We start from the raw sequence: 25,386 nt of genomic DNA on the forward strand, positions 1-25,386 counted from the left end.
TCCTTCGGTAAACGTGATGGAGTAGGCGTAGGTCGGATCAGGTCCTAAGGATCGTAATCCGACACCATTGATGGCGTCGCCATACGGGCTTGACGTATCATGGCCATTTTCTCGCCCTGGAAACAGGGGGCGCGTACCGAAACACTTTCAAAGGAATGTTGAAAATTGCTGCGACTCGATGACTTGCAGGTATTTGTGCGCACGGCCGACCGCGGCAGTTTGTCGGCGGCCGCGCGCGAGATCGGCATTTCGCCCGCGCTGGCCAGCGCCGCCGTCAAGCGCCTGGAAGGGGAGCTGGGCTTGCGCCTGCTGGCCCGCACGACCCGTTCGCTGAGCCTGACGGCGGAAGGCACGCAATACCTGGAACATGCGCGTGAAGCCTTGCGCCTGCTGCGCGCCGGCCACGATGCGCTGCTGGCCGGCAAGGACAGTTTCGGCGGAACCTTGAAAATTGCCATGCCTTCCGACTTGGGCCGCAATCTGATGCTGGGCTGGCTCGATGAATTCCAGTCGCGCCATCCGAAGCTGCACTATCAGCTCAGCGTCAGCGACCGGGTGGCCGACATGGTGCGCCAGCAAGTCGACGTGGCCATCCGCTATGGCCAGCAGGACGATTCGAGCATGGTCGCCATGCCGGTCGCGCCTGCCAACGACCGGGTGCTGGTGGCGTCGCCCGCCTACCTGCGCGAATACGGTCCCCTGCTGGCGCTGGAAGATTTGTCGCAGCGCAATTGCCTGCGCTTTGCGCTGGAAGACGGCTTGCATGACCGCTGGACCTTTTACCGCCTGCCGCAGCGCGAGCAGGTGACGATAGATGTGAGCGGCAACCGTAGCGCCGACGATGCCGACCTGGTGCGCCGCTGGGCCGTGGCGGGCCTGGGCATCGCCTACAAATCGCGGCTGGACGTGTCCGGCGACGTGGCCGCCGGCCGTTTGCACGTGCTGCTGCCCGAGGTGGCGGGCGAGGCCGCGCCCTTGCAACTGCTGTGCATGCACCGGGCGCAGGTGACGCCGCTGGTGCTGCAGCTGCGCGATTTCCTGCGCGACAAGTGTGCGGAATTGCAAAAATAGCATTATTGATTACAACTCGTTGCAAATGGCAATCATGCGCAGGTCAACCTGGGCGTACCCTCAGGCATTCTGGTTGAAACCGCTTGAAGGACCGCCATGACCCCTCACCGACTGTTGCCGACGACCTTGATTTCCCTGCTGTTGCTGGCCGGCTGTGCCGCCACCGGACCTGCCGTCCAGGCCGACCATCGCGGGCAGACCAGTTCCGCGCAGGACATTGCCCTGCTGGAAAGGGTCAGCTGGGGCGTGAACGCCGGCAGCGCGCGCCAGATGCAGGCGCAAGGCTGGCAGCGTTATTTGCAGGCACAATTGCATCCCGGCAAAGCCAGCCTGCCGCCCGCCGTGCAGGCGCAGATCGACGCCATGACCATCAGCCAGGTGCCGCTTGATCAACTCGTCATGTCCGTGGAGCAAAAACGCAAGGAGTCGGCTGCCGTCATGGACGACATGGCCAAGCAGCAGGCGCAAAAGGATTACCAGCAAGAACTCAACCGTCTGGCGCGCGAAGCGGCCACGCGTTCGCTGTTGCTGGATGTGTATTCGCCGAATCAGCTGCAGCAGCAGCTGAGCTGGTTCTGGCTCAACCATTTCAGCGTGCACCAGGGCAAGCACAACTTGCGCGCCATGGTCGGCGATTACGAGGCGAACGCCATCGCGCCGCACGCGCTGGGAAAATTCCGCGACTTGCTGGGCGCGACCGTCCACCATCCGGCCATGCTGCGCTATCTGGACAATGAAGCCAATGCCGCCAAGCGCATCAATGAAAACTATGCGCGCGAGCTGATGGAACTGCACACCCTGGGCGTGAACGGCGGTTACAGCCAGGCGGACGTGCAGGAGCTGGCGCGCATTCTGACGGGTGTGGGCGTGAATCTGGGGCCGGACATGCCGAAGGTGAAACCGGCGCTGCAGTCGCAATACGTGCGCCGGGGCTTGTTTGAATTCAATCCGAACCGCCACGATTACGGCGACAAGCAATTCCTCGGGCAAACGGTGAAGGGCCGGGGTCTGGCCGAGCTCGATGAAGCGCTGGATCGCCTGAGCCGCAGTCCCGCCACCGCGCATTTCATCAGCGGCAAGCTGGCCCAGTATTTCGTCGGCGACAATCCGCCCGCGCCCCTGGTGGCGCGCATGGCGGCCACCTTCCAGCAGAGCGACGGCATGATCGCCGACGTGCTGCAAACCATGTTCAACAGTCCGGAGTTCAAGCAGTCGCTGGGCAAGAAATTCAAGGACCCCATGCATTACGTGGTGTCGGCCGTGCGTCTCAGCTATGACGACAAGCCCATCCTGAATGCGGGCCCCATGCTGAGCTGGCTCTCGCGCATGGGCCAGCCCCTGTACGGCCGGCAGACGCCGGACGGTTATCCTTTGACGGACGCCTCTTGGGCCAGCCCCGGCCAGATGACGACGCGTTTCGATATCGCCCGCACGATCGGCTCGGGCAGCGCCGGCCTGTTCAAGACGGATGGCCCGCAGCCGCAGGAAAAGGTGGCGTTTCCCCAGCTGGCCAGCGCCCTGTATTACCAGTCGCTGCAGCCGACCTTGAGCCCGGCCACGCGCCAGGCCCTGGAGCAGGCCGCTTCGCCGCAGGAGTGGAATACCTTCCTGCTCTCGTCGCCCGAAATGATGCACCGCTGAAAGGAATTGTCATGAACCGTCGTGACTTGTTGAAAGCCCTGGCCGCCGCGCCCCTGTTGTCGCACGCGGGCAGCTTGCTGGCCGCACCGGCCACGAATGCGAAGCTATTGTTCGTCTTTTTGCGCGGCGGCTATGACGCGAACAATCTGCTGGTGCCCGTCGGCAGCGATTTTTACTATGCCTCGCGGCCGAATATCGCCATCGCGAAACCGGGCGAGGAGAACGGCGCGCTGGCCTTGAATGCCGACTGGGCCCTGCATCCGGCCTTGCGCGAAACCATCTATCCCATGTTTACGGGCGGCGAGGCGGCCTTCATTCCGTTTGCGGGCACGACGGATCTGACGCGCAGCCATTTCGAGACGCAGGACAGCATCGAACTGGGACAGGAACTGGGCGGGCGCCGCGATTTCCGTTCGGGCTTTTTGAACCGGCTGGCGCAAAGCCTCAATGCCAAGCAAGGCAACCACGCCATTTCCTTCACGGACCAGCTGCCGCTGATCTTCCAGGGCGGCGTGCAAGTGCCGAACATGGCGCTGCGCTCGGTGGGCAAGTCGGGCATTGATGCGCGTCAAAGCCAGGTCATCGCCGCCATGTACCGGGGCACGCCCCTGCAGCAACCGGTCAGCGCGGGCTTTGCCGTGCGCGACGATGTGACGAAGGAATTGACGGGCGAGATGCAGGCGGCCAACCGCAACGCCATCAGTACCAAGGGTTTTGAACTGGAGGCGCAGCGGATCGCCCGCCTGATGAAGGACAAATACAACCTGGGCTTCGTCGACGTGGGCGGCTGGGATACGCACGTGGGGCAGGGCGGCGCGAATGGCTACCTGGCGGGGCGATTCGATGAGCTGGGACGTGGCCTGGCCGCGTTTTCGCAGGAAATGGGCAGCGAGTGGCGCAATACCGTCGTCGTCGTGGTCAGCGAATTTGGCCGCACCTTCCGCGAAAACGGCAACCGTGGCACGGACCATGGCCACGGCAGCGTGTTCTGGGTGCTGGGCGGCGGCATCAAAGGCAAGCAGGTGGCGGGCGAACAGGTGGCGATTTCGCAGGCGACGCTGTTCCAGAACCGCGACATGCCCGTGCTCAATGAGTACCGGGCCGTGCTGGGCGGCTTGCTGCGCCGCACCTTCGGCTTGACCCCGGCGCAGCTCGACCACGTGTTTGCCGGCGTCAAGCCTGCGGAACTGGGCCTCGTTTAAAGCGGAATGCCGCCGTGTTACGCTATGCCTGCGCAACTGGCGCGTAGCCTAGACACGCTTTACATGGCGCCGGGCACGAATGGAGTAGCATGAGCGATACCCAACGCGATATTGTCAGCGCAGGCTTTTCCCTGGCCCTGATCGCCGTGACGGCCTTCGTCATGCAGCGTTTCTTTTTGCCGCTCGTGTGGGCCGGCATCCTGTGCGTGGCGACCTGGCCCCTATACCTGCGCGTGCGCGTGGCCCTGGGCCAGCGCCCCATCGTGGCGGCGGGCGTGCTGACCCTGGCGTTCGCCTGCATCTTCATCATACCCGTGCTGTTCGGCGTGGCGCAGGCGGCGCGCGAAGTGCCTGTGCTGGCCAATTTCGTCGTCCATGCGAATACGGACGGCTTGCCCGTGCCGGACTGGGTGGCGCATATTCCCCTGGCCGGCAGCGCCATCGGCGACTGGTGGCAAGCGACCTTGAGCCAGCCCCACGGCCTCGGCCACTTCTTTGCGGGCAGTGCCGTGGGCGGCTTTCATTCCGCGCGCGACATGCTCAAGGTACTGGGCGCGGACGTGTTCCACCGCCTGGTGGACTTTGGCCTGGCCTTTTTGTGCCTGTTTTTCTTCTACAAGGATGGCGAAGCGCTGACGCGCCAGATCACGGCCGTCGGCAGCCATTTCCTGCGCCCCGAACGGTGGGGCCGCTATGCGCAAAAAATCCCCACGGCCATACGCGCGACCGTCAACGGCCTGGTGCTGGTGGGCCTGGCCGAAGGCGTGCTGATCGGCATCGCCTACGCCATCGCCGGCTTGCCGTCGCCGGCCCTGTGGGCGTTCGCCACGGGCATCCTGGCCATCATTCCGTTCGGCGCGCCGCTCGCTTACCTGTGCGCGGCCGCCTTGCTGGTCTTCCAGGGCAGTGTGGGCGCCGCCATCGGCGTAGCCGCGTGGGGCACCGTGGTGCTATTCGTGGCCGACCATTTCGTGCGCCCCGGCATGATCGGCAACGCCACCCGCTTGCCCTTCCTGGCCGTGCTATTCGGCATTCTGGGGGGCGTGGAAACCCTGGGCCTCGTGGGCTTGTTCATCGGCCCCGTCGTGATGGTGTTGTTCGTGACGCTTTGGTACGAAGCGAACGTGTTTGACACGACGCTGCCAGTGCAAACACCTGCCAGCCCGGCCGCACCGGAACGCACACAGTAATGAGGGGTCGGCCAGCGTTGCCGCTGGCCGGTACTGGCGCGCTCCCGGCGTGGCCGGACGGAGCTGACTTTACAACAGGGTACGAGTACCTTGTTTTAAAGTCATTCTTAATGTGCCTTGGATAGAATGAGCAACCAACGGCGCATCAGCAGCACTTCAACATAGCCCGGCTCGATGCCCGTACCGCACTCGATCAGGGGATTGACGGTGTAGTAGCGCTTGCGGAAGTCGCGGCAGACGAGGATTTCGCGCTTGCCCATGCGGACGAGGAAAGAGCTTGGGGCGTATTCCAGGCCGAACCGTGAGCCAAAACCGCTATTCAATGTTGCCATGACAATTCCTTTGAGGGAGATGTGTTGAACGAGTCATCAGAATAGCATAACTACTGTATGAATACACAGTTACTGTATGAATAAACAGTATTTTTTTACTGGTGTGGTTTTTTTGATCATCACCGGGAACAGGAAAGAGAGATGAGTTTGCAAGAGAAAAATGACATGAGCATGACCACGGGCTGGACCACGAAACTGCGCCGCTTCGTCGAGGCGCGCCTGTCGCCCGAGGGCGAGCTGGGCCTGCATATGACGGTGGGCGTGGCCCTGATGCTGGTGGCCATCGTCGTCTTCCACGAGATTGCCGAAGCCGTGATGGGCATGGAGCAAATTACCGTGATCGACTTGCAGGTGGCGCAGTGGTTCAACCAGCATGCCGTGCCGTGGATCACCACTTGCCTTCTGGTCGTCACGCACATGCATGGCGTGATCGGCGCCATCACCCTGGCCACCTTGCTGGGCTGGTATCTGCACCGCAAGGGCGCCGATTATTGGCTGTTTACCCTCGTCATCACCATGCCGGGCGTCATGTTTTTGAACCTGCTGCTAAAGTACATTTTTGTCCGCGCGCGGCCCAGCTTTGATGAGCCGCTCTTGCAGACGGCCCTGAGCACCTACAGCTTTCCGAGTGGCCATACTGCCACCTCGACAGCCCTGTACGGCTTGCTGGCCGCCTACCTGATTTGCCAGACGGCGCCGGGCGCCTGGGGCAAGCGCATCGCCATCGCGCTGGGCGCTTTCCTGATGGCGGCGCTGGTGGGCTTCAGCCGCATCTACCTGGGCGCGCATTACCTGAGCGATGTGCTGGCGGCCATGGCGGAAAGCTATGGCTGGCTGGCCATCTGCATCGCCGGCGTGTCGACCCTGCGCCGGCGCCGGCATATCCGGCAAACCAAATAAGGGGAAACTGTCCTGAGCAAAATTGCAGTCATCATCAACGGGGGCGCCGGCTGCGGCTATGCGCCCGACTGGGCGCAGCAGCTCGAAGCGAAATTCGCCGCGGTGGGCCTCGACGCCGACATCACCCTGGCGCAAAGCGGCGCCGAGATGATCGCCACGGCCGAACGGGCCCTGCGCGATGGCGCGCCCATCGTCGTGGCCGGCGGCGGCGACGGCACCATCAATGCCGTGGCCTCTGTCGTTGTCGGCAGCGGTACGCCGTTTGGCGTCTTGCCGCTGGGTACCTTGAACCATTTTGCCAAGGATTTGAATATCCCGCTCGAGCTCGATGCGGCGATTGCCAACGTGGCGCAGGGCGTGCCGCACCAGGTCGACGTGGGCGAAGTCAATGGCCGTATCTTCCTGAACAATTCCAGCCTGGGCCTGTATCCCGATATCGTGCGCGACCGCGAAAAGCAGCAGCGCCGGCTGGGGCGGGGCAAGTGGCTGGCCTTCAGCTGGGCCCTGGTGGCGGCCTTGCGCCGCTATCCCTTCCTCAGCGTGCAACTGACACTCAACGACGCCGTGCATGCGCGGCGCACGCCATTCGTCTTCATCGGTAATAATGAATACATGATGGAAGGCTTGAATATCGGCGAGCGCGAACGGCTCGATGGCGGCCAGCTGAGCCTGTATGTGGCGCAGCGTCCGGGCCGCCTGGGCTTGTTGAAGCTGGCCTTGCACGCGCTGTTCGGCAAGTTGTCGCAGGCCAAGGATTTTGACGTGCTGACGGCCACCGACCTGGAGGTGGCCACGCACCACCGCCGCCTGCGCGTGGCCACCGATGGCGAAGTGACGATCATGAATACGCCGCTGCAGTACCGCATCCGCAAGGCCGAGCTGGCCGTGCTCGTGCCTGCACCGGCACTTTCTGGGGAGTAAGGCCATGCGTACCATCGTGCATTTGTCCGACTTGCATTTTGGCAGGGTCGATGCGGACTTGCTGGCACCTTTGCGCGCGCTGATCGAACGCCTGGAACCGGACGTGGTCGTGGTCTCGGGCGACCTCACGCAGCGCGCCCGCAGCGCCCAGTTCCAGCAGGCGCGGCAATTTCTGGACAGCTTGCCGGGGCCGCAGATCGTGGTGCCGGGCAACCATGACGTGCCCCTGTACAACGTCGTTTCCCGCTTCCTTACGCCGCTGGTGAAGTACCGGCGCCATGTGACGGACGATTTGTGGCCCGAATATGTGGACGAGGAAATCGCCGTGCTGGGCATCAACACGGCCCGCTCCCTGACGTTCAAGGATGGCCGCATCAGCCACGAGCAGATCGATTTCCTGCGTGAACGCCTGGGCAGTTTGCCACCCGGCTTGACGCGCATCATCGTCACCCACCATCCATTCGACTTGCCGGAGCACTTCGATGAAGACGACCTGGTTGACCGCGCCCCGCAAGCCTTGCAAATGTTTTCCGAATGCGGCGTGGACTTATTGCTGGCGGGACACTTGCATGCCAGCGTGGCGGGCAACACGGCCGAGCGCTACAAGATCGCCGGCTACGCGGCCCTGATGGTGCAGGCGGGCACGGCCACGTCCACGCGGGGCAGGGGCGAGTCGAACTCCTTCAATGTGCTGCGCGTGGAAAACAGTTGTATTCGCGTCGAGCGCTACAGCTGGAATGAAGGCAGCGCCGACTTTGAAAAAGTCAGCACGGAAGCGTTCGAGCGCCAGGGCGGCGTGTGGGCCAGTTTGCGGCCGTTGTGAGGCGTCGTGTCGCGTCGGATGGTGATTTCATTAAAGATGGCGTGCCGCATCCATGCGGTCATGCAGAATCCGCACGATGGCAATGCCATAGTTCGTGATGCGAAAATAAATCATGTGCCGTCCGACTTTGCGGCACCGGTAGCCGGGCCGAATCTGCTCGCATGCCGGCGCGGTCTCTGGCGCGCCTGCCAGGTCATCAAAGGCCGCCGTCATGCTGTCAAGATAATGACTGGCCTGCTGTACGCCCCAGCGCTGTACCGTATAAGCCCAGATCGCCTCAAGGTCATGCTCGGCGGCAGGCGTCAGCCGGTATTCAGCCATGCGCCGCCAGCATTCTCTGCTTGAACGCCTTGGCGTCGAAAGGCTGGGGTTCGCCGCTCGCCTCTCCTTCCATCAGCGCCGCGCGGATCGCCTCGAGTTCGGCGCTGCGTTCCTGTTCGCGCCGGATCAGGTCGCGGATGTATTCGCTGTCGTTGGTATAGCGCCCCGCATCAATCTGCGCCTTGATCCAGTCGTCTTGCTGGTCCGTCAAGGTAATGGTCTTGCGCACGGTAGCCATGGTAGTCAACTCCAGAGATGAGCAGCACGACGATTGTCATACTATTGGTGCAATATAGTGCATATCCGTGCAAATATCCAGTTGCCCCATCGGTGCTTACAGCCAGTAATTCATGAAGCGCGCCGCCCACTCCTTCATACGGTCGGAAAGTGGCCGTGTTTCCCATTTCGCCTTGGTGATCTCTTCCGAGTCGCGCAGGTCTTCCTGAAAGGCGTTTTCCATCTCTCGGCCGAAACTGTCGCCGAGCACGATCACGTTCAGTTCGCTGTTATGCAGGAAGCTGCGCATGTCGATGTTGGTCGAGCCGACGGTCGACCAGGCGCCGTCGATGACGGCTGTCTTGGCGTGCAGCACGGCCAGTTTCAAGTGGAAGATGCGGATGCCGCCGGCCAGCAGCTCGTCGTACAGCGAGTGTCCCGCATGGAACACGAGGCCGCTGTCGGACACGCCGGGCAGCACCACGGTCACGTCCACGCCCCGTTTGGCCGCCGCGATCAGGGCGTCGACCGTTTGCTGGTCGGGCACGAAGTAGGCGGACGTGATGTGGATCGATTTCTTGGCTTCCTGGATGGCCAGGATATACGCCTTGTAGATTTCAAAGCCGCCCTCGGGCTCGCTGGCCACGACGCGCACCAGCTTGTCGCCCACTTCCGATAGGTCGGGGAAATAATTGGCGTCAGGCAGGTCGGCCTGGTCTTGCTGGGCCCAGGTGCGGATGAACAGCCACTGGAAGGCGGCCACGGCCGGGCCTTCCACTTTCACATGGGTATCGCGCCAGCCCACGTCTTTCTTGTCCGTGGGCTTCGATTTCGAGCGGAACAGCGAGCTTTTCGCATAGGTATCGCTGATATTGATGCCGCCCGTAAACGCCATCTTGCCATCGACGATCAGCACCTTGCGGTGGTCGCGGTTGTTGATCTTCCAGTCGTCGCCCTTGAGCTTGGCTGGGTTGACTGGGTTGAAGGCCACCAGGTGAATGCCGGCCGCGCGCATGCGGTCAAAAAACGCTTGCGGCACGCCGATGGTGCCCACGCTGTCGTAGATGATGTTGACCGTCACGCCCGCTTTCTGCTTTTCGATGAGCATGTCGGCAAATTTGAGGCCCAGCGGATCCTGATCGAAGATATACGTTTCCAGGTTGATGCTGTTCTTCGCATCGCTGATGGCCTGGAACATGGCGGCCATGGTTTGCGGGCCGTCAAACAGCAAGGTCACCTTGTTGCCCTTGATCAAAGGCACGCCCGTGGCCGCCTCTTCCAGCGCGGCCTGGGTCTTCAAGTCCATGCCGGACTTGGCCCAGCGCTTGTTGAGCAGGGCGGCGCGGCTGTTGACGTTCAGCACGGCCCCTTTGCCCGTGATCACCTTGGGCTTGGCCACCGGTTCCAATGTGGTATTGAGGTTCTTGACATCGGGCAGCGAGGCGCATGCAGCCAGGGTCCAGCACAGCAGTAGGGCGGTGAGGCAGGGTTGCATGCGCCTAGCGGTCATTTTTGAGCCTTGTTTGTCAGTGACAGGTTTGCCGATTCATCGGCCAGTGCCAGGGGTGGCGGGTTTTTCGAGCCGAAGAAGAAAACGATGGGCGAGCGCAGGAAGCGCTTGCCCAGAATCTTCAACAATTGCATGCCGTGCTTGAAGCGCACCTGGCGCGAACGCAGGGCCACCCACAGGGCCAGGCCGAAGCTGACCAGCAGGTTGGCCGTGCCGATGGCGAAGATGCCCGACAGCGACTTGACGGCCAGCTGCCAGCTCATGTTGTGGTCGAGGCCCACCAGGGCTGTGGCGAAGTTGGCGGCCGAGAAGGTGATGTGGCGGATATCGATCGGCAAGCCGATCAAAAAGCCCAGGGTGCCGATGGAGCCCAGCAAGATACCGAAATAGAAATTACCCATCAGCCCGCCCAGGTTGTTTTCCAGATACAGGCCCAGCCGTTGCAAGCGCTCCTGGCCGATCACCCGTCCCAGGCCGCGCAATTGCGCGATGCGCTGGGCCCAGCGCGTGTACAGGGCCTGGTTGTCATAGTAGCCGGAAATCAGGCCCGCGACGAACAGGCACACGCCGGCGATCATCGCGTAGAAGATGGCGGGGCTGCCGATGGGGTCGATATCGTGCAGCAAGTGCATGGCCTTCTCGGGCGTGACCAGGTTGTGCCCCGTGATCGCCTTGTAGCCGAGCGCGATCAGCCAGGCCGTGGGAATGGCGGTGGCCAGGTTGCCCAGCACGGCCATGTTTTGCGTGCGGAAGACCTTGTTGATCAGTTCGGCCATGCTGTCGAGGTCGATATTCCGGCCATCCTTGCTGTGCAGGCCGGCGGCGATGCGCGAGGCCGTCATGGCCGGCTGCTTGGTGGCGACCGTGAAGTGCAGCAAGTGGATGAACATGAAGCCGATCGAGTAATTCATGCTGAACATGAACGCTTCGACCAGCGGCGCCGAGCGCAGATACGACATCAGTATCTTGAACAGGGCCATGAAGCCAATGATGATGCCGGCGCCTGCGGACGAGAGGAACATGGCGCCCATTTCGCGGCGGTTTTCCGCGATGTAGTGCTCGCCCGTGCGGCTCGCGTTTTCCGTCACATTGCGCGCCAGCAAGTTGATATTGTCTGAAAACAGGTCGCTGACCTTGTACTTGTGGTTATGCGCGCGTATCAGTTCCAGCGCCAGCCCGACGGCGCCCGCGCGGCGGCGGCTGACGGGTTGCGGGTGCAGCAAGTCTTGCGTGGCGTCGACCGTGATGGCGGCGATGTCCACGTTGTTCGATGCGGGCAATTCGCCGCTCGTGTCGACGAGAAACAGCAGCTTGCGCAGGCGCTCGATGCTTTGCGCCAAGGCTACCAATAAATACGTGAGGGGAATGCTGGTGCCCTGGTACAGCGCTTTCTTGCGGATCTTGGCGATGACGGCGTCGCACTGGTCCAGCATCACCAGCAAATGGCGCGCGTCCTCGATGTGCTCGATGTCGCCTTGCAGCAGGCTTGTGTAGGCGTCCAGGTAGGCGTTCACTTCCGTGTTCTGCACCATGAACGGCGACTGGAACACTTCGATTTCATTGTGGAAACGCGTCAGTTCCGGTTCCAGCCCCATGGCGCAGACGCGGTAGGACAGGGTGCGGATGGCGTCGAGCATGCCCGGCAGCATGATGTTGCCATCGCCGACGGCCAGTTCGATGTCGTCGCTGGTCAATACGTCGAACAGTTCCAGCCAGTCCGTGGCCGGCACGTTGCTGATCCACAAATAATCGGTCTTCAGGTACAGCACCTGGTCGAGCGCGTCGTTCAGGTATTCGTCGCCGAGGGCGGGCGGCAGCATGCGGTAGGCGATGCGGCGTTTCAATTCCGTGAAAAAACCGCTGTTCGACAGCACGCCGATATCGGTGTACAGGCTGGCGTGGCGGCGTGCGGCCAGCACGCGCAGCACGTATTCGTGCAGGGCGCGCGCTTGCGCGGGGTTACCTTTGAGTAGCTGGCGCAGGGTGCGCACGTTGGCAATCGCGGTAGCGCTGTCGTGGGAGCGCTTGGGACGCAGTGAGTTGAATAATTCCACCAGCAAGTCGATATTGCTGGAGTTGGGGTCAATGCGTTCGAGGATAGCTAGCATGCAGAAAAAACGGGCGAGCCGCTGTCGGTAAAACCAGTAGTGTACCGCCTGCGTCAGATCGAGCAACGTTCGCCACCGAACATTGCTTTACGGCAGGGCCTGCAATTCACGTCATTTTGCCGCAAATTGCCACCAATCATGGTCAATCTTGCGTGTTGTCAGTGTACGACGCATTTCCTGGGGCTAAGCTGAAGTTTCTGTTGTACAACGCACGGATGGCTGGACAAAAAGCGGGGATAAGGTAACACTGAGATCAGACACACAGCGCATGTCCTGATCAATACCGGGAAGTTTCATCTCACGTTACCGAGATATTTATCATGAAGACCTCGTATTTTGCGCTTGCTGTGATAGGGATGGGGCCTTTCGCGCTGGGCGCGACGGCCCAGGCTGCCGATGGCGCAGGCAGTGCCGCATCCAGTAACGTTGCCGTGTACGGCGTGCTCGACGCGGGAATCGTTGCCGAACGCGGTTGCGCCGCCAGTTGCGCCGGCGCAAAGGTGTCCGGCGGCGTCGCGTCCGGCTCGCGCCTGGGCGTGCAGGGCCGCGAAGCGCTGGGCAATGACGTCACGGCCGTGTTCACCCTGGAAGCGGGCATCCACAACGACACGGGCCAGTCGGAAGAGGGCCGCTTGTTCGGCCGCCAGGCCTACGTGGGCCTCGACAGCCGCCTGGGCGCGCTGACTCTGGGGCGCCAGTACAATCTGCAATACCTGACCCTGACCGACGTGGCCGACCCGTTCAAGGGCGGCATGGCTGGCAGCGCCAGCAATCTGGCCGGTTACAGCGTGAAACGCTACGACAATACCGTCAAATACGTGACACCGGCCTTGCGCGGCGTGACCGCCAGCGCCATCTACAGTTTCGGCGAGTCGCCGTACAGCAGCGCCAACAACCGCGCCTATGGCGCCACCCTCGGCTATTCGTCCGGTGCCGTGAATGTCAGCGTGTCGCATCAGCGCAAGAACAACTTCATCCTCGCCTCCGGTACCTTGCCCGCCATCGACATGTCGGCCCGCAACACCCTGATCGCGGCCAATATCGACCTGAAAGTAGCCACCGCCTTTGCCGCCGTGGGCGTGAACAAGGGCTATGGCAGTTCGCCGTGGGACCCGAACAATGCCTACAGCTCGCTGGCCCTGTCGATGTCGTCGTCGGACAGCCGCGACACCTTGCTGGGCGTGTCCGTGCCCGTGGGCGGCTTCAAGCTGCTGGCCTCGTACGTGAGCAAGGATGACCGCGACCTGGCCAACCGCGATGCCAAACAGGTGGCCGTCGGCCTCACGTATTCGCTGTCAAAACGCAGCGATTTCTACGCGTCCTACGCGAAGATCCACAACAAGAATGGCGCCCGCTACACGGTGGGCAATGCCAGCGATGCGGGCCGTGGCGACGCCGCCTTCAACATGGGCTTCCGTCACGGTTTCTGACCAGCAGTGGTTGAAGGGGCAGGGCAGCTAGCTCCCAGCCACTTGCCGTTGCTCGTCACATTCACCTGTTCCGGCGTGCCGCGCGCGCTGGTCGTCACCGCCAGCTGCATGTTGAACGCCTGGTCGCCGCTGAACAGCACCTTGCCTTCGCCGCTCGACTTTGGATTCGCGCATGTAAACGACACCTGCATGCCGCCCGCGATGTCTTTGTTCTTCGAGGTGCAATCGCCGGGCTGGCCCGTGGGAATCTGCTTGCGCGCGGCCATTTCCGGCGTCACGCACGCCGTCACGCGCACGGCGCCGTCGGCGCCCACGGTGGGCATGGCCATGCCGCGGCTGGCCGCCATGCTTTCCAGCTGCTTGCGTTGATCGGGAGGAAGGTTGCCTAGTTGCTGCAGCACCATGGACATGGCGTTGTCGGTGGCGGCGTCTGGCGACGCCATCTTGCTGTCGACTTGCCACAGGCCCGGCTTGATGGTGGTGGACGGCGAGGCGGCCAGGGCGCTCGTCTGGGCGCCCAGGGCGGCGCAAGCCAGCAGACTCAAGCGTAGCAAAGAATGTTTCATGTTGGCGTCTCCAAAAAAGGCAGACCCCAGCATACGGCATGGCAAGCGGGGCACGCTTGCCATTGTGTTACAAACTGTGATCGGGCTCGATGCGGCGCACGTCCACGCAGGCGATGCGGCGCTCGTCCGCTTCGACGATTTCGTAGCGCAAGTCGTCGAGTTCCAGTACTTCGCCCACGGCCGGCATGTTTTCGAAATGCGCCAGCAGGAAGCCTGCCAGCGAGTTGTACTCGCCGTCTTCGCTGACCAGGGTTTCCGTTTCGAACACTTGCTCCAGGTAATGCAGGTCCGTCGCGCCGTCGATGCGCCAGTGGCCGGGGCCCAGCACTTCCACGTCGGGCTGCTCGTCCTCGTCGGGGAATTCGCCAGCGATGGCTTCCAGGATGTCGATTGGCGTGAGCACGCCTTGCACGGTGCCGAACTCGTCAACCACCAGCACCAGCTGGCCGCGCGAGCGCTTCAGGGTTTCCATGGCTTTCAGCACGCCGGCCGCTTCCGGCACGACGACGGCTTCGCGCATGCTGGCCGGGTCGATCTTGCCATGCGACACCAAATCTTCGATCAGGTCCTTGCTGCGCGCGATGCCGACCACATTGTCGAGGTCATCATTGCAGACAGGAATCATGCTGTGCGGCGTTTCGCGCAGCAGTTGCAGCATCTTGTCGCTGCTGTCGTTCAGGTTGACCCACGACACGTCGCCGCGCGGCGTCATCACGGAGCGGATCGAGCGCTCGGCCAGGGTCAGCACGCCGCTGACCATGTTGCGCTCTTCCACGCCGAAGGCGGAGACGTCGGGCAATTCCTTGACTTCGTGCTCTTCGACGGTTTCGCGGCCCTTGCGTCCGCCCAGCAGGCTCAGCACGGCTTGCGCCGTGCGGTCGCGCAGCGGGGCGTTCGATTGCAGCTTGAGGAAGTTGCGGCGCGCCAGCTGGTTGAAGAACTCGATGACGATCGAGAAACCGATGGCGGCGTACAGATAGCCTTTCGGAATGTGGAAGCCCAGGCCTTCGGCCACCAGCGACAGACCGATCATCAGCAGGAAGCTCAGGCACAGCACGACGACGGTGGGGTGGGCGTTGACGAAGCGCGTCAGCACCTTCGAGGCCAGCATCATGACGACGATGGAAATGACGACGGCCGCCATCATCACGTACAGGTTTTCCACCATGCCGACGGCCGTGATGACGGCGTCGAGCGAAAAGACGGCGTCGAGCACGACGATCTGCGCCACCACGAGGCCGAAGCCCGCGTAGACTTTCGGGCCCGTCTGGGCATGCGTGACGCCTTCGAGGCGCTCGTGCAGCTCGCTGGTGGCCTTGAACAGCAGGAACAGGCCGCCGAGGAGCAGGATCAGGTCGCGCCCCGAGAACGAGAACGTCAATATGGAAAACAATGGCGTCGTCAGGGTGACCAGCCAGGAAATCAGCGAGAGCAGGCCCAGGCGCATGACGAGGGCCAGGGTCAGGCCCAGCACCCGGGCCTTGTCGCGCTGGTGCGGCGGCAGTTTCTCGGCCAGGATGGCGATGAAGATCAGGTTGTCGATACCCAGTACGATTTCCAGTACGACCAGCGTCAGCAGGCCGACCCAGATTGTCGGGTCAAATAACCATTCCATGTGTGTAACCTTGTAAAGTCAGTAAGTATCAAGCTTGCCTGGCGACTGGTGCCCCGGGCGTGATGGGTGCTGCTGTGTTCGTCTCAGTGGCGGACGCGCGGCGGCCGGGTGGCCAGCCGCACGTCCGCTTCGGAAAGTGCGCCCGGTCCCGCTTGCCAAATGATGGCGTAAAACGGCACGGCCTGGCGCGAGCTCGGGTACAGCGTGATGGGATCGTTGTCGCATTCGTCGGCGGTGCAGCTGTCGCCGGGCAATCCGGCATCGTGGCAATCAGCGGCAGGCGTGGCGGCAACGCCGGCCACATCAAGGTGCTGGAATGGGGAAGGGCTGGCGTAGGCCATGCTGGCGAACGCCTGGGGTAACGCGATGAAAACAAAAAGGCAGAGCAGGACGAGAGCTCGTCTCATATACAGGCAGATAGTTCTGGAACCGTGGAGTATAACACGCGCACATAACAGCTCGATGACAGGCACTTGCGTAACTGACAAGCATGACGTAAATTGCGAGATGGCAATGATTTCCCGTGGGCGCGAAGACGCAGCGCGGGCTCCATGGCAATTCTTGCGTTCAGTATGTATTCCATTGCGCCCGCTTGTGCGCCTTGTCTAATAACGTAGTGTTACCAGGACTCTGCCTTGAAACCCATTACCGCCCTCCTGCTTGCCGCCGGCATCCTGTCGCCGTCGTTCATCCTGGCCGCCACCCCCGTCGAAGCGGCACCGACCCAGAAAACCGGCAAGGCTGCACCGAACCGCGCCGCCGCCGTCAAAGTCACGTCCGTCGAAGGCATTACCGAATACCGGCTGGCCAATGGCTTGCGCGTGCTGCTGTTCCCCGATGCCAGCAAGCCGACCCTGACCACCAACATCGTCTACCTGGTCGGTTCGCGCCATGAAAACTATGGCGAAACGGGCATGGCCCACTTGCTCGAGCACTTGCTGTTCAAGCCCAGCGCCAACTTCGGCATCAAGAAGGGCACGAAAACCCCGGTCGAGATCCTGAACTCGACGGGGGCCGATTTCAACGGCACCACCTGGTACGACCGTACCAATTACTACGCCACTTTCCCCGCCAACGACGACAACCTGCGCCAGATGCTGGCCATGGAAGCGGACCGCATGGTCAACGCGGCCATCGACCAGAACGACCTCTGGAATCCGACAACGCAGAAGGGCGAAATGACCGTCGTGCGCAACGAGTTCGAGATGGGCGAGAGCGACCCGATCGGCGTGACGAGCGAACGCATCCAGGCTATCGCCTACGACTGGCACAACTACGGCAAGTCGACCATCGGCGCCCGTTCCGACATCGAGCAGGTGAACATCCCCCGCTTGCGCGCGTTTTATCATAAATATTATCAGCCCGATAACGCCGTGCTGATGGTGGCGGGCCGCTTCGATGAAGCGAAGGTCTTGAAGCAGATCAATGAACTGTTCGGCAAGATCCCGAAACCGACGCGCGTGATCGAACCGACCTACACGGCCGAACCCGTGCAAGATGGCGAGCGCGCCGTGACGGTGCGCCGCAGCGGCGGCACGCAGTTCGTCGGCGCCGGCTACCACGTGGCGCCGTCCGGCAACCCGGACGCCGTCGCCATCGAGGTGCTCGGTCACGTGCTGACAGATGCGCCGGCCGGTCGCTTGCACAAGGCGCTGGTGGAAACCAAGCTGGCCAGCAAGATCGAATACAACTCGGTAAGCAACCTGGAGCCGGGCTACAACCTGTTCGGCGCGCTGGTGCCCGTCGATGGCAACCTCGACGCGGCGCAAGCGGCCATGCTGAAAGTGCTGGAAGACTTGAAATCGCAGCCGGTCACGGACGCGGAAGTGGCGCGCGTGAAACAGCAGTTGAACAAGCAGGTCGAACTGATCACGTCGAACACGGCGCGCATGACGATCGCCCTGACGGAATCCCTGGCGGCCGGCGACTGGCGCTTGTTCTTCCTGCAGCGCGACCAGCTCGACAAGCTGACGACGGCGCAGGTGCAGGCGGCGGCCGAGAAATACCTGAAGAGCTCGAACCGCACCCTGGGCCGTTTCATTCCCACCGATGCGCCGGACCGCACGGTCGTGCCGGCCTACGCCGACGTGGCGCCGCAACTGGCTGGCTACACGGGCCGCGCTGTCGTGGCGCAGGGCGAAGCATTCGACCCGAGTCCCGACAATATCGAAGCGCGCACCACGCGCTTCACCTTGCCGAACGGCCTGAAGGGCGCCTTGCTGCCGAAGAAAACCAAGGGCAGCACCGTCAGCGTCGTGTTGAAATTGCAGATCGGCAGCGAAGAGAACTTGCGCGGCAAGGCGCAAGTGGGTGTCTACACGGCCAATCTGTTGTCGCGCGGCACGGATAAACTGTCGCGCCAGGAAGTGAAGGACAAGTTCGACCAGCTGGGCACGCAAGTGGCGATTTCGGGCGGCGCCGAGGGTGTGACCGCCATGCTGATGGGCAAGCGCGAGAACTTGCCGGCCGCCATGGACCTGCTGGCGCAAGTGCTGCAAAAGCCGGCCCTGAGCGAAACGGAATTCCTGGAATTGCAGCGCGAGCGCGTCGGCCGCGCGGAGCAGGAATTGCCTGAACCGCAGCCGCTGGCCGTGAACGCCTTCCGCCGCCTGCTCGACGCCACGCCGGAAGGCCATGTGCGCCACGTGGCGACCTTGCCAGCGGAACTGGCGCAATGGAAAGCCATCAAGGTTGCCGATGTAAAAGCCTTCCATGGCGCCTACTATGGCGCGTCGAACGCCACCTTTGCCGCCGTGGGCGACTTCGATCCGGCCGCGCTGAAGGCGCAAGTGGCCAGCCTGTACGGCAGCTGGAAGGCGCAGCAGCCATATGTGCGCATTCTTGATGCCGTCAAGCCTGTCAGCGGCGAGAAAGTCACGCTGGAAACGCCGGACAAGGCCAACAGCGTGCTGTTCGCCATCCAGCCGATTCCCCTCAAGGATGACGCCGCCAGCTATCCGGCCTTGCTGATGGCCAATCACATGCTCGGTGGCGGCGCCTTGCGCAGCCGCCTGGCCGACCGCATCCGCCAGAAGGAAGGCTTGTCGTACGGCGTCGGTTCGCAAGTGAGCATCCCGTCGCGCGAGCCGGCCGGCTACTGGATGGCGTATGCCATCAGCGCGCCGCAAAACACGGCCAAGGTGGAAGCGGCCCTGCGCGAGGAAATCGCCAAGGTGCTGGCCGACGGCTTCACGCAAGAGGAATTGGCCGAAGCGAAGAAAGGCTGGCTGCAATCGCAGGAAGTGGGCCGCACGCAGGACGCGGGCCTGGCGCGCGAACTGGCCGGCTACCTTGCCGAAGACCGCACCATGGCCTACGACAAGGACCTGGAAACGAAGGTGGCAGCATTGACCCTGGCGCAAGTGAACCAGGGCCTGCGCGAATACCTGAAGCCATCGGCTGTTTCGGTCGTGACGGCAGGCGACTTTGCCAAGGTGGCGAAAGAGGGCGAAAGCGGCGCCAAGGCAACGACGTCGAAATAAGCTGTTTCACATTAAAAAAACCCGCCGGCAAGTTAGCTTGCCGGCGGGTTTTTTATTGAAGCATGTCAACTTAGCGCGGAGCCAACTCCGCGACGTAGATTTCGACGCGGCGGTTGCGTGCGCGTCCCGATGCATCGGCATTCGAGGCGATCGGCTCGCGGGCGCCGCGGCCTTCCGTGACGACGCGGGTCGGCGAGACGCCGCGCATGGCCAGGTAGTCGCGCGTGTGGGCGGCGCGTTCCACCGACAGCGGTTCGTTGATGGAGTCGCTGCCCGTGCTGTCCGTGTGGCCGATGATGCTGACCGTCGTGTTCGGGTTTTCATTCAGCGTGGCGGCGAAGCGGTCGAGGATGGGGCGGAAGTTGCCCTTGATGTCGGCGCGGTTGGTGTCGAAGGAAATGTCGCTCGGGATTTCCATTTTCAGGCGGTTATCGGCCGTTTGCGAGACTTGCACACCGGTACCCTGTGTCGCTTGTTCCATCGCGCGCTTCTGGTTTTCCATGCGGTTCGACCAGATATTGCCGATGACGGCGCCCGCTGCCGCGCCGATCAGGGCGCCGCCGGCCGTGCGGCCGCTGCTGCCGCCACCGGTCGTACCGCCGATCAAGGCGCCCAGGCCGGCGCCGACGCCGGCGCCCGTGGCCGTGCCACGCTGCGTTGCGGACATGTCCGCGCAGCCGCTGGCGGCCAATGCGATCACCAGCATGCCGATCAGGGATTTGGCGCCAGGGCCTTTTTTGAATGTTTCTTTCATGGATTTTCTCCTTGTTTTGTTATTGGGACATACCCAGGAATTACCTGCACACGTTACTGCAAAATGCCGCGGCGTGCCAGTGCGCACGCACTGTATGCAAAAGGCGGCAAAAAGGCGGCGCCGTTTGCACGCGCGCCGCCCTGTCCAGCCAGTGCGCCAGCCTCTATAAACCGCGCCCGCTGATCAAACGCAGCAGCACCATGATCACGGCGACCACCAGCAGAATGTGAATGAAGCCGCCAATGGTATAGGAAGTTACCAGGCCCAGCAGCCAAAGAATAATGAGTACGACGGCGATTGTATACAGCATGATGTGTCCTCCGAGAGTAATGTGTGGATGACGGCGTCTGCCTTGGCCTTGCGCTGTCATCGGTTTTTGTCATTGCGCGGCGACTGGGTCGCTGAACGCTGATGCCATGACTTATTGTCTACTTTGTTTCTGAAATTTTCTGTACGGTGCCGTACACAAGCCTGATTTACCCAACTTATTCCTTATTTAGCCAGCTTATTTGGCCAAATTCCGCTCGCGCAGCGGCGGCCGTTCCTGTTCGCCATCCATGCCCGGTATCCAGGCCAGCATGCCGGCCAGGCCGATGGCGCCGGCCAGGCAGCTGACCATGCCGCCCGTCAGCAACAGCATCACGCCGAACATGGGCGCGCTCGCTTGCACGGGCGCCAGGTCCAGCGCGCAGAAGCCCAGCGCGGTGGCCAATACGCCCCCGCCAATAAAGCCGAGCCAGATCCGGCGACTGCCTGTCTTGTCGTTTTCCATCGCATCTCCTTGAAGACATCCGTTGAACTTTCTTGAATGCATCATCTCGCGGGACGGCAAGCTCATCTGTACGCCAACGAACATTATCAAAAAGAAAACGCCCGGACGGGCCGGGCGTGTGTCGAATTTGCAACTAATCGCAGCAGCGGCGCCGCCGCGGTTCGCTTAGCCGATGGCGCGCAAGCCGCCGTTGACGATGCGCACGCGGTCGCCCTGGCGCCAGTTCGGCGCGGCGCTCTGGTGCACGGTGCGCGTCTTGCCGTTATCGAGGCGCACGACGATGTTGTAGCTGCGCGTGGCGCGCACGCTGCCTTCGATCTGGTTACCGGCCACGGCGCCGCCAACGGCACCCAGCACGGTAGCCAGTTGCTTGCCGTGACCGCCGCCTACCTGGTTGCCCAGCAAGCCGCCGACGACGGCGCCACCGGCCGCGCCCACGCCGCTGCCTTCGGCGCGTGTATTGACTTCATGGATGGCTTCGATCACGCCGCAATTGCTGCACACTTGCGGCGCCGGGGCTGCCGCGTATTGTTGCTGTGGTTGCGGCTGGGGCTGCGGCTGGCGCACCGGTTGCTGCTGTTGCTGTTGCTGTTGCTGCTGCTGTGGCGGCAGGGCGGCCAGCGGCTGCGCGCCGGCAGGCTGCAGGTTCGCTGGCGGCTGGTTCGCCTGCAGGCTGGCCATCTGCTCGGCCGAGGTGCTGGCTGCCAGCGGCTGGCTATCGCCCTGGGATGAAGGCAGCCAGCCCATCAGGGCGGCCGTGCCCACGCCGCAAAACAGCAGGACGGCGACGGCGGCGGCAAGCACCAGCGGATGGAGGGATTTGGTGGTGGTGGTCATGGAAGGCTCCTTGTTTTTAAAATAATGAAATGGGTAGTGCGTGTTATCCGTGCATGCGGCCAGTGTGCTGTACCGCTTGCCCCGCTTCCGTGCGTCACCGTACATACAGGGACGGTACTGCACCGTAGGCTAGGTAAAAATTATGTCGAGTTGTAACGACACCAAGGAAAAGCAATGCCACTAACGAACGCCAGCACGACCCTGTCCCGCGATACAGGCCGAACCGGCCTGGGGTCGCCCGTGGGCGCGCAGGACGCCGGCAACCGCTTGCTGGCCAGCCTGCCCGAGCACGACTTGCGGCACCTGACGGCGCTGTTCGATACCGTCACCGTCGAGGTGGGCGAGGTGCTGTACGAACCTGGCCAGCCTATCGGCCACATCTATTTCCCCGGCGACTGCCTGATCTCGCTGCTGGCCGTGGCGGAAGGCCGCATGACCCTGGAAGTGGGCTCCGTCGGCCGCGAAGGCGTCCTGGGCGCTTCCGTCGCGCTCGGTCATGAACTGGCGCAAGTGCGTGCAGTCGTGCAACGTTCCGGCACGGCCAGCCGCATCGCGCGGGCCGATTTCTGCGCCGAGTTCGCGCAGCTCGAGTCTCTGCAGCGTTTGCTGTACCGCTACACGGACACCCTGCTGGCGCAAGCCATCCAGATTGCCGTGTGCAGCCGCTTCCACGTGCTCGAAGCGCGCCTGGCCCGTTCGCTGCTGATCACGCGCGACCGCCTGCAGTCCGAAAAATTCCACCTCACGCATGAATTCCTCGCCCATACCCTCGGTGTGCGGCGGGTCGGCGTGACCAAGGCGGCCAGCGCGCTGCAACAGCAAAAACTCATCACTTACAGCCGCGGCAATATCGAGATCCTCGATTCGGCTGGCCTGGAAGCCGTTTCCTGCCGTTGCTACGAGCTGGTCAAGGACAGCGGCACCATCGGCATGGCCAACGTCTTCGTCTGATTCCTGCTTTCCTTCCTGCTTGTACCACAGACGCAAAAAAGCGGGGTGGGCGCCTGGGCACCCACCCCGCTTTCTTGATCAACGATTACTTCGGCTTGACCTGATTACCGATCACGCCGCCGACAGCGGCGCCGCCGACTGCGCCGACAGCGCTGCCGCCCGTCAGCACGGAGCCGGCGACTGCGCCGACACCGGCGCCGATGGCCGTATTTTTATCTTGGGCGGACATGTTGGCGCAAGCCGTCAGACTCAGCAGCAGTGCGGCAACGGAAGTGGTAGCGGCGATTTTTTTAATGATTTGCATGATAGTTCTCCTATGAATTCGGACCTCGTGGCGCCGGCATGGTATGGGCCGGATGACTTCGTGACGCCGTGTGTTTCAGGCACGATCACAGAATAGAATTGTGGCAAGGCAGGGTCTGTTCGGCAACGCACATAGGCGTGTAACAATTGTAAAGGCACCCACCCCGCGTTCAGCGCACCTTGCGTACGGCTTTCCCCGGCTTGGGCGCCACCGGTTTCACGCGCGCCTGTGCCAGCAGTGCCGCGCATTCGCTATCCTCGACGGGGCCGGCATTGACCAGCGGCAGCAGCGCCGCCACGGGCGCCACCACGGCCAGCGCGAGGGCGCCACCGGCGCGCAGGGCCAGCACGCCCTTGTCGACGCTCACGTCGGGCTTGCTGAAAGTGCCATGCACATACAGGGGCGAGCGCAGCGAAAAGACGCGCAAGCCCTTGCTGTCCGGCCGCAGGGTCAGGTCCAGCCGTTCATCGGCCAGGTTCACCGTGCCATCGATATTCAGGACGGCGTCATCCGTGTCGACGATGAACTGGCGCGTGCGCATCAGTCCCTTGGTGACGGCGAAATCGGCGGCCATGCAGTTCAGCTTGACTTGCTTGTCGCCAGACAGTTTGGCCAGCACGACGCTGCCGATATTCAAGCCCATTTCTTCCAGCAGCAGCTTGCTGATGCTGCCCCGGTTGATCAGCGCGCGCACTTCGCCGTTCGAGCTGCCCAGCAGGGTGGCGACGGAATTGCCCGTGGCCGACAGCGAAGCGTCGCCATTGATTTCGCCCACGCTGGCCTGCAGGGCAGGCAGGCGGGGGAACAGCTGCTGGATGTGCAGATGGCGCGCGCTGGCCTTGAGTTCGGCGGCGATGCCGTTGGCGATGACCTTGCCGCTGCCGTCGAGCTTGATTTGGGACGTCAGGGTGCCGCCCGCCACGTTGAAGTTGAGCGGCGTCAGGGACAGCACGCCATCCGTCAGCACCACATGTGTGTCGAGCTTGCTGATCGGCAGCTCGGCGTCGCGCGTGATCTTGTCCGCCGTGTAGCGCACGTCGGCGTCCAGGCTGGTCCAGCGCTCCGTCTTGAACGTCTCCACCGGCAAGACGCGGCCAGCCGGCTGCGTCGACGGCACGCCCCGTTCCTTCTTGCTGGCGCTGGAATCGGCGCCCACCAGCGGACCCAGGTCGGAAAATTGCAGCAGGCGCGAGTGGACTTCGCCCGTCAGGCGCTTGCGCGGCGTGCTGGCGGAAAAAGCCAGCTTGCCACTGATGTCGCTCGACCCTACCTTGCCGCTGAACTTGTCGTATACCCACTCGCCGCCGCGCGGCGCCAGGGTGCCCGTCAAATGGCCTTCCGTGCTGAAGTGCGGCGTTTCCGGCAGCAGCACGCCCGTCAATGGATACAGACGGGCCATGCTGGGTCCGGACAGCTTCAGGCGCACGTCGAGCGCGGCCAGATTCGTCGGGCGCGTCAGCGTGCCTTCGATTGCCATGCTGTTGCCGCCCGCGCGCATGTCGGCCTGGATGGGGAAGGGCGTGCCTTGCTGCTGCAGCGACAGTACGCCGCCCGCCTTGCCGCCGCCCTTGACGGTTTCGCCACGGTATTTGCCCGACAGCGTCCAGGCGATGCCGTAGCGCGTGTCGCCCGCGATGGTGTCGACATCGGCGCGCATCGCCGTTTTGCTGACGCCATCGTCCAGGGTCACGGTGCCCTTGCTGAAGACCACGCTTTGCAATTCCAGCTGCCACGGCGACGGCTGTTCCTGCTTGTCGAAGGTCCAGTTGTTCTTGCCGTCCTTGTTGCGCAGCAAGCGCACCTGCGGCGTGTCGAAGCGCAATTGCGGGATGATGATTTTCTTGTCCAGCAGGGCCAGGGGATTGAGCGAGAACGCCAGCTGGCTGACGGTGGCAAGCTGCGCTTCGTCGTCCCTTCCTGCCATGGCACTCGGGTTGCCCAGACGCACATCCTTGGCCTGCAGGTGCGGCCACGGCAAATAGTCGCGCCAGCTTTGTTTTCCTCCAGCCGTCGGTTGCTGCCACGTCAGCGCCAGGTCGCCCTCGATGGCAAACGGCCGCGCCAGCGCTTCGCTGACGCGCGCGTTGAGCCAGGGTTTGGCGCGGTTCCAGTCCATGTTCAGCAGGACGATGGAAGCCGTGACGGGTACGGCGATGAGTACGGCGGTGCTGGCGAGGGCTATTTTCTGACGGCGGGAGAGCGGCATGAGCGGATTCTTTCTGTACAAGTAGTCATGATGCTACAGGAATCGTCCTGAAGCCGGGGCCGTTTCAGGTTTTACTGGCGGGCACGTGCGCTAGCGCACGTTGCCCATGCAAGTATTGTCGATTTCCTACCCTATGTGCGGCACCGAACGGATATGCGGGGAGCCGGAGCCTATAACGTCTACATCAAACGCCGTTCCTGATTCCAGATGCACCGACGTATGAACCTTACTGCT

At 62.7% G+C, this 25,386-nt stretch carries 24 protein-coding genes; 10 read left to right on the forward strand and 14 right to left on the reverse strand.

Annotated elements, in window-relative coordinates; all coding sequences use genetic code 11:
- Positions 1–165 precede the first annotated feature (165 nt).
- The 4 genes from AC4BCN_RS09695 to AC4BCN_RS09710 all read left to right on the forward strand — a co-directional run bounded on the left by AC4BCN_RS09695 (position 166) and on the right by AC4BCN_RS09710 (position 5,104).
- Positions 166–1,071, forward strand: coding sequence for a LysR family transcriptional regulator (locus AC4BCN_RS09695; RefSeq protein ID WP_490493159.1), 906 nt, complete (start codon positions 166–168; stop codon positions 1,069–1,071).
- Positions 1,072–1,167: 96 nt separating this feature from the next.
- The gene (locus tag AC4BCN_RS09700; RefSeq protein WP_490493160.1) at positions 1,168–2,712 is read left to right on the forward strand and encodes a DUF1800 domain-containing protein; all 1,545 of its coding nucleotides are present in this window, start codon (positions 1,168–1,170) and stop codon (positions 2,710–2,712) included.
- Positions 2,713–2,723: 11 nt separating this feature from the next.
- Positions 2,724–3,914 carry a DUF1501 domain-containing protein gene (locus AC4BCN_RS09705; protein WP_490493161.1) on the forward strand — a complete coding sequence of 397 codons (1,191 nt, stop codon included), beginning with the start codon at positions 2,724–2,726 and terminating at the stop codon, positions 3,912–3,914.
- An 89-nt stretch (positions 3,915–4,003) separates the two neighbouring features.
- Positions 4,004–5,104, forward strand: coding sequence for an AI-2E family transporter (locus AC4BCN_RS09710; protein WP_490493162.1), 1,101 nt, complete (start codon positions 4,004–4,006; stop codon positions 5,102–5,104).
- A gap of 107 nt (positions 5,105–5,211) precedes the next feature.
- Here AC4BCN_RS09710 and AC4BCN_RS09715 read toward each other — a convergent pair whose 3' ends face one another.
- On the reverse strand, positions 5,212–5,436 hold the full coding sequence (locus tag AC4BCN_RS09715; protein ID WP_010396348.1) for a hypothetical protein: 225 nt from the start codon (positions 5,434–5,436) through the stop codon (positions 5,212–5,214).
- A 141-nt stretch (positions 5,437–5,577) separates the two neighbouring features.
- On the opposite strand from AC4BCN_RS09715, the gene AC4BCN_RS09720 reads away from it, so the two are divergent.
- Genes AC4BCN_RS09720 through AC4BCN_RS09730 form a run of 3 tightly spaced genes read left to right on the forward strand, consistent with a single transcriptional unit; the run spans position 5,578 to position 8,080 of the window.
- The gene (locus tag AC4BCN_RS09720; protein ID WP_490493163.1) at positions 5,578–6,336 is read left to right on the forward strand and encodes a phosphatase PAP2 family protein; all 759 of its coding nucleotides are present in this window, start codon (positions 5,578–5,580) and stop codon (positions 6,334–6,336) included.
- 12 nt (positions 6,337–6,348) lie between these two features.
- Entirely contained in the window at positions 6,349–7,257 is a 909-nt protein-coding gene (locus tag AC4BCN_RS09725; RefSeq protein WP_490493587.1) for a diacylglycerol/lipid kinase family protein, read from the forward strand.
- A 4-nt stretch (positions 7,258–7,261) separates the two neighbouring features.
- A complete protein-coding gene (locus AC4BCN_RS09730; RefSeq protein WP_490493164.1) occupies positions 7,262–8,080 on the forward strand; it encodes a metallophosphoesterase family protein in 819 nt (272 codons plus the stop codon).
- Positions 8,081–8,110: 30 nt separating this feature from the next.
- Here AC4BCN_RS09730 and AC4BCN_RS09735 read toward each other — a convergent pair whose 3' ends face one another.
- The 4 genes from AC4BCN_RS09735 to AC4BCN_RS09750 all read right to left on the reverse strand — a co-directional run bounded on the left by AC4BCN_RS09735 (position 8,111) and on the right by AC4BCN_RS09750 (position 12,235).
- Positions 8,111–8,401, reverse strand: coding sequence for a type II toxin-antitoxin system RelE/ParE family toxin (locus AC4BCN_RS09735; RefSeq protein WP_139090904.1), 291 nt, complete (start codon positions 8,399–8,401; stop codon positions 8,111–8,113).
- Positions 8,394–8,639, reverse strand: coding sequence for a type II toxin-antitoxin system ParD family antitoxin (locus AC4BCN_RS09740; RefSeq protein WP_485879335.1), 246 nt, complete (start codon positions 8,637–8,639; stop codon positions 8,394–8,396). Before AC4BCN_RS09740 ends, AC4BCN_RS09735 begins: the two co-directional genes overlap by 8 nt.
- A gap of 96 nt (positions 8,640–8,735) precedes the next feature.
- On the reverse strand, positions 8,736–10,112 hold the full coding sequence (gene cls / locus AC4BCN_RS09745; protein ID WP_490493165.1) for a cardiolipin synthase: 1,377 nt from the start codon (positions 10,110–10,112) through the stop codon (positions 8,736–8,738).
- A gap of 11 nt (positions 10,113–10,123) precedes the next feature.
- Positions 10,124–12,235, reverse strand: a complete 2,112-nt coding sequence (locus AC4BCN_RS09750) for a site-specific recombinase (protein WP_128140029.1) — start codon at positions 12,233–12,235, stop codon at positions 10,124–10,126.
- A 320-nt stretch (positions 12,236–12,555) separates the two neighbouring features.
- On the opposite strand from AC4BCN_RS09750, the gene AC4BCN_RS09755 reads away from it, so the two are divergent.
- The gene (locus AC4BCN_RS09755; protein ID WP_139090906.1) at positions 12,556–13,665 is read left to right on the forward strand and encodes a porin; all 1,110 of its coding nucleotides are present in this window, start codon (positions 12,556–12,558) and stop codon (positions 13,663–13,665) included.
- Here AC4BCN_RS09755 and AC4BCN_RS09760 read toward each other — a convergent pair.
- The 3 genes from AC4BCN_RS09760 to AC4BCN_RS09770 all read right to left on the reverse strand — a co-directional run bounded on the left by AC4BCN_RS09760 (position 13,653) and on the right by AC4BCN_RS09770 (position 16,187).
- Positions 13,653–14,231: a DUF3617 domain-containing protein gene (locus AC4BCN_RS09760; protein ID WP_139090907.1), complete on the reverse strand. Its 579-nt coding sequence runs from the start codon at positions 14,229–14,231 to the stop codon at positions 13,653–13,655. The two genes, AC4BCN_RS09755 and AC4BCN_RS09760, sit on opposite strands and share 13 nt — an antisense overlap.
- Positions 14,232–14,298: 67 nt before the next feature.
- Entirely contained in the window at positions 14,299–15,846 is a 1,548-nt protein-coding gene (locus AC4BCN_RS09765) for a TerC family protein (protein ID WP_128140026.1), read from the reverse strand.
- A gap of 83 nt (positions 15,847–15,929) precedes the next feature.
- Positions 15,930–16,187 (reverse strand): hypothetical protein, encoded by a 258-nt coding sequence (locus AC4BCN_RS09770; protein WP_490493166.1) that lies wholly within the window; start codon positions 16,185–16,187, stop codon positions 15,930–15,932.
- A 294-nt stretch (positions 16,188–16,481) separates the two neighbouring features.
- On the opposite strand from AC4BCN_RS09770, the gene AC4BCN_RS09775 reads away from it, so the two are divergent.
- Positions 16,482–19,328 (forward strand): M16 family metallopeptidase, encoded by a 2,847-nt coding sequence (locus AC4BCN_RS09775; protein ID WP_490493167.1) that lies wholly within the window; start codon positions 16,482–16,484, stop codon positions 19,326–19,328.
- A gap of 70 nt (positions 19,329–19,398) precedes the next feature.
- Here AC4BCN_RS09775 and AC4BCN_RS09780 read toward each other — a convergent pair whose 3' ends face one another.
- From AC4BCN_RS09780 to AC4BCN_RS09795, 4 genes are all read right to left on the reverse strand, one after another.
- The gene (locus tag AC4BCN_RS09780; protein ID WP_128140864.1) at positions 19,399–20,034 is read right to left on the reverse strand and encodes a YiaD family glycine zipper/OmpA-like lipoprotein; all 636 of its coding nucleotides are present in this window, start codon (positions 20,032–20,034) and stop codon (positions 19,399–19,401) included.
- 211 nt (positions 20,035–20,245) lie between these two features.
- Positions 20,246–20,392, reverse strand: coding sequence for a lmo0937 family membrane protein (locus AC4BCN_RS09785; RefSeq protein ID WP_010396376.1), 147 nt, complete (start codon positions 20,390–20,392; stop codon positions 20,246–20,248).
- 195 nt (positions 20,393–20,587) lie between these two features.
- The gene (locus AC4BCN_RS09790; RefSeq protein ID WP_490493168.1) at positions 20,588–20,854 is read right to left on the reverse strand and encodes a hypothetical protein; all 267 of its coding nucleotides are present in this window, start codon (positions 20,852–20,854) and stop codon (positions 20,588–20,590) included.
- A 165-nt stretch (positions 20,855–21,019) separates the two neighbouring features.
- Positions 21,020–21,691, reverse strand: coding sequence for an outer membrane lipoprotein (locus AC4BCN_RS09795; protein WP_490493169.1), 672 nt, complete (start codon positions 21,689–21,691; stop codon positions 21,020–21,022).
- A 174-nt stretch (positions 21,692–21,865) separates the two neighbouring features.
- Between AC4BCN_RS09795 and AC4BCN_RS09800 the strand changes: the two genes are divergently transcribed.
- Positions 21,866–22,642, forward strand: coding sequence for a Crp/Fnr family transcriptional regulator (locus AC4BCN_RS09800; RefSeq protein WP_252867014.1), 777 nt, complete (start codon positions 21,866–21,868; stop codon positions 22,640–22,642).
- An 85-nt stretch (positions 22,643–22,727) separates the two neighbouring features.
- Here the strand turns inward: AC4BCN_RS09800 and AC4BCN_RS09805 are convergent, their stop codons facing one another.
- Both AC4BCN_RS09805 and AC4BCN_RS09810 read right to left on the reverse strand, forming a co-directional pair.
- Positions 22,728–22,946 carry a YMGG-like glycine zipper-containing protein gene (locus tag AC4BCN_RS09805; protein WP_086138583.1) on the reverse strand — a complete coding sequence of 73 codons (219 nt, stop codon included), beginning with the start codon at positions 22,944–22,946 and terminating at the stop codon, positions 22,728–22,730.
- 169 nt (positions 22,947–23,115) lie between these two features.
- Positions 23,116–25,152, reverse strand: a complete 2,037-nt coding sequence (locus AC4BCN_RS09810) for an AsmA family protein (protein ID WP_490493170.1) — start codon at positions 25,150–25,152, stop codon at positions 23,116–23,118.
- Positions 25,153–25,386 lie beyond the last annotated feature (234 nt).

This window comes from Janthinobacterium sp. Bl 1 (assembly GCF_058215535.1).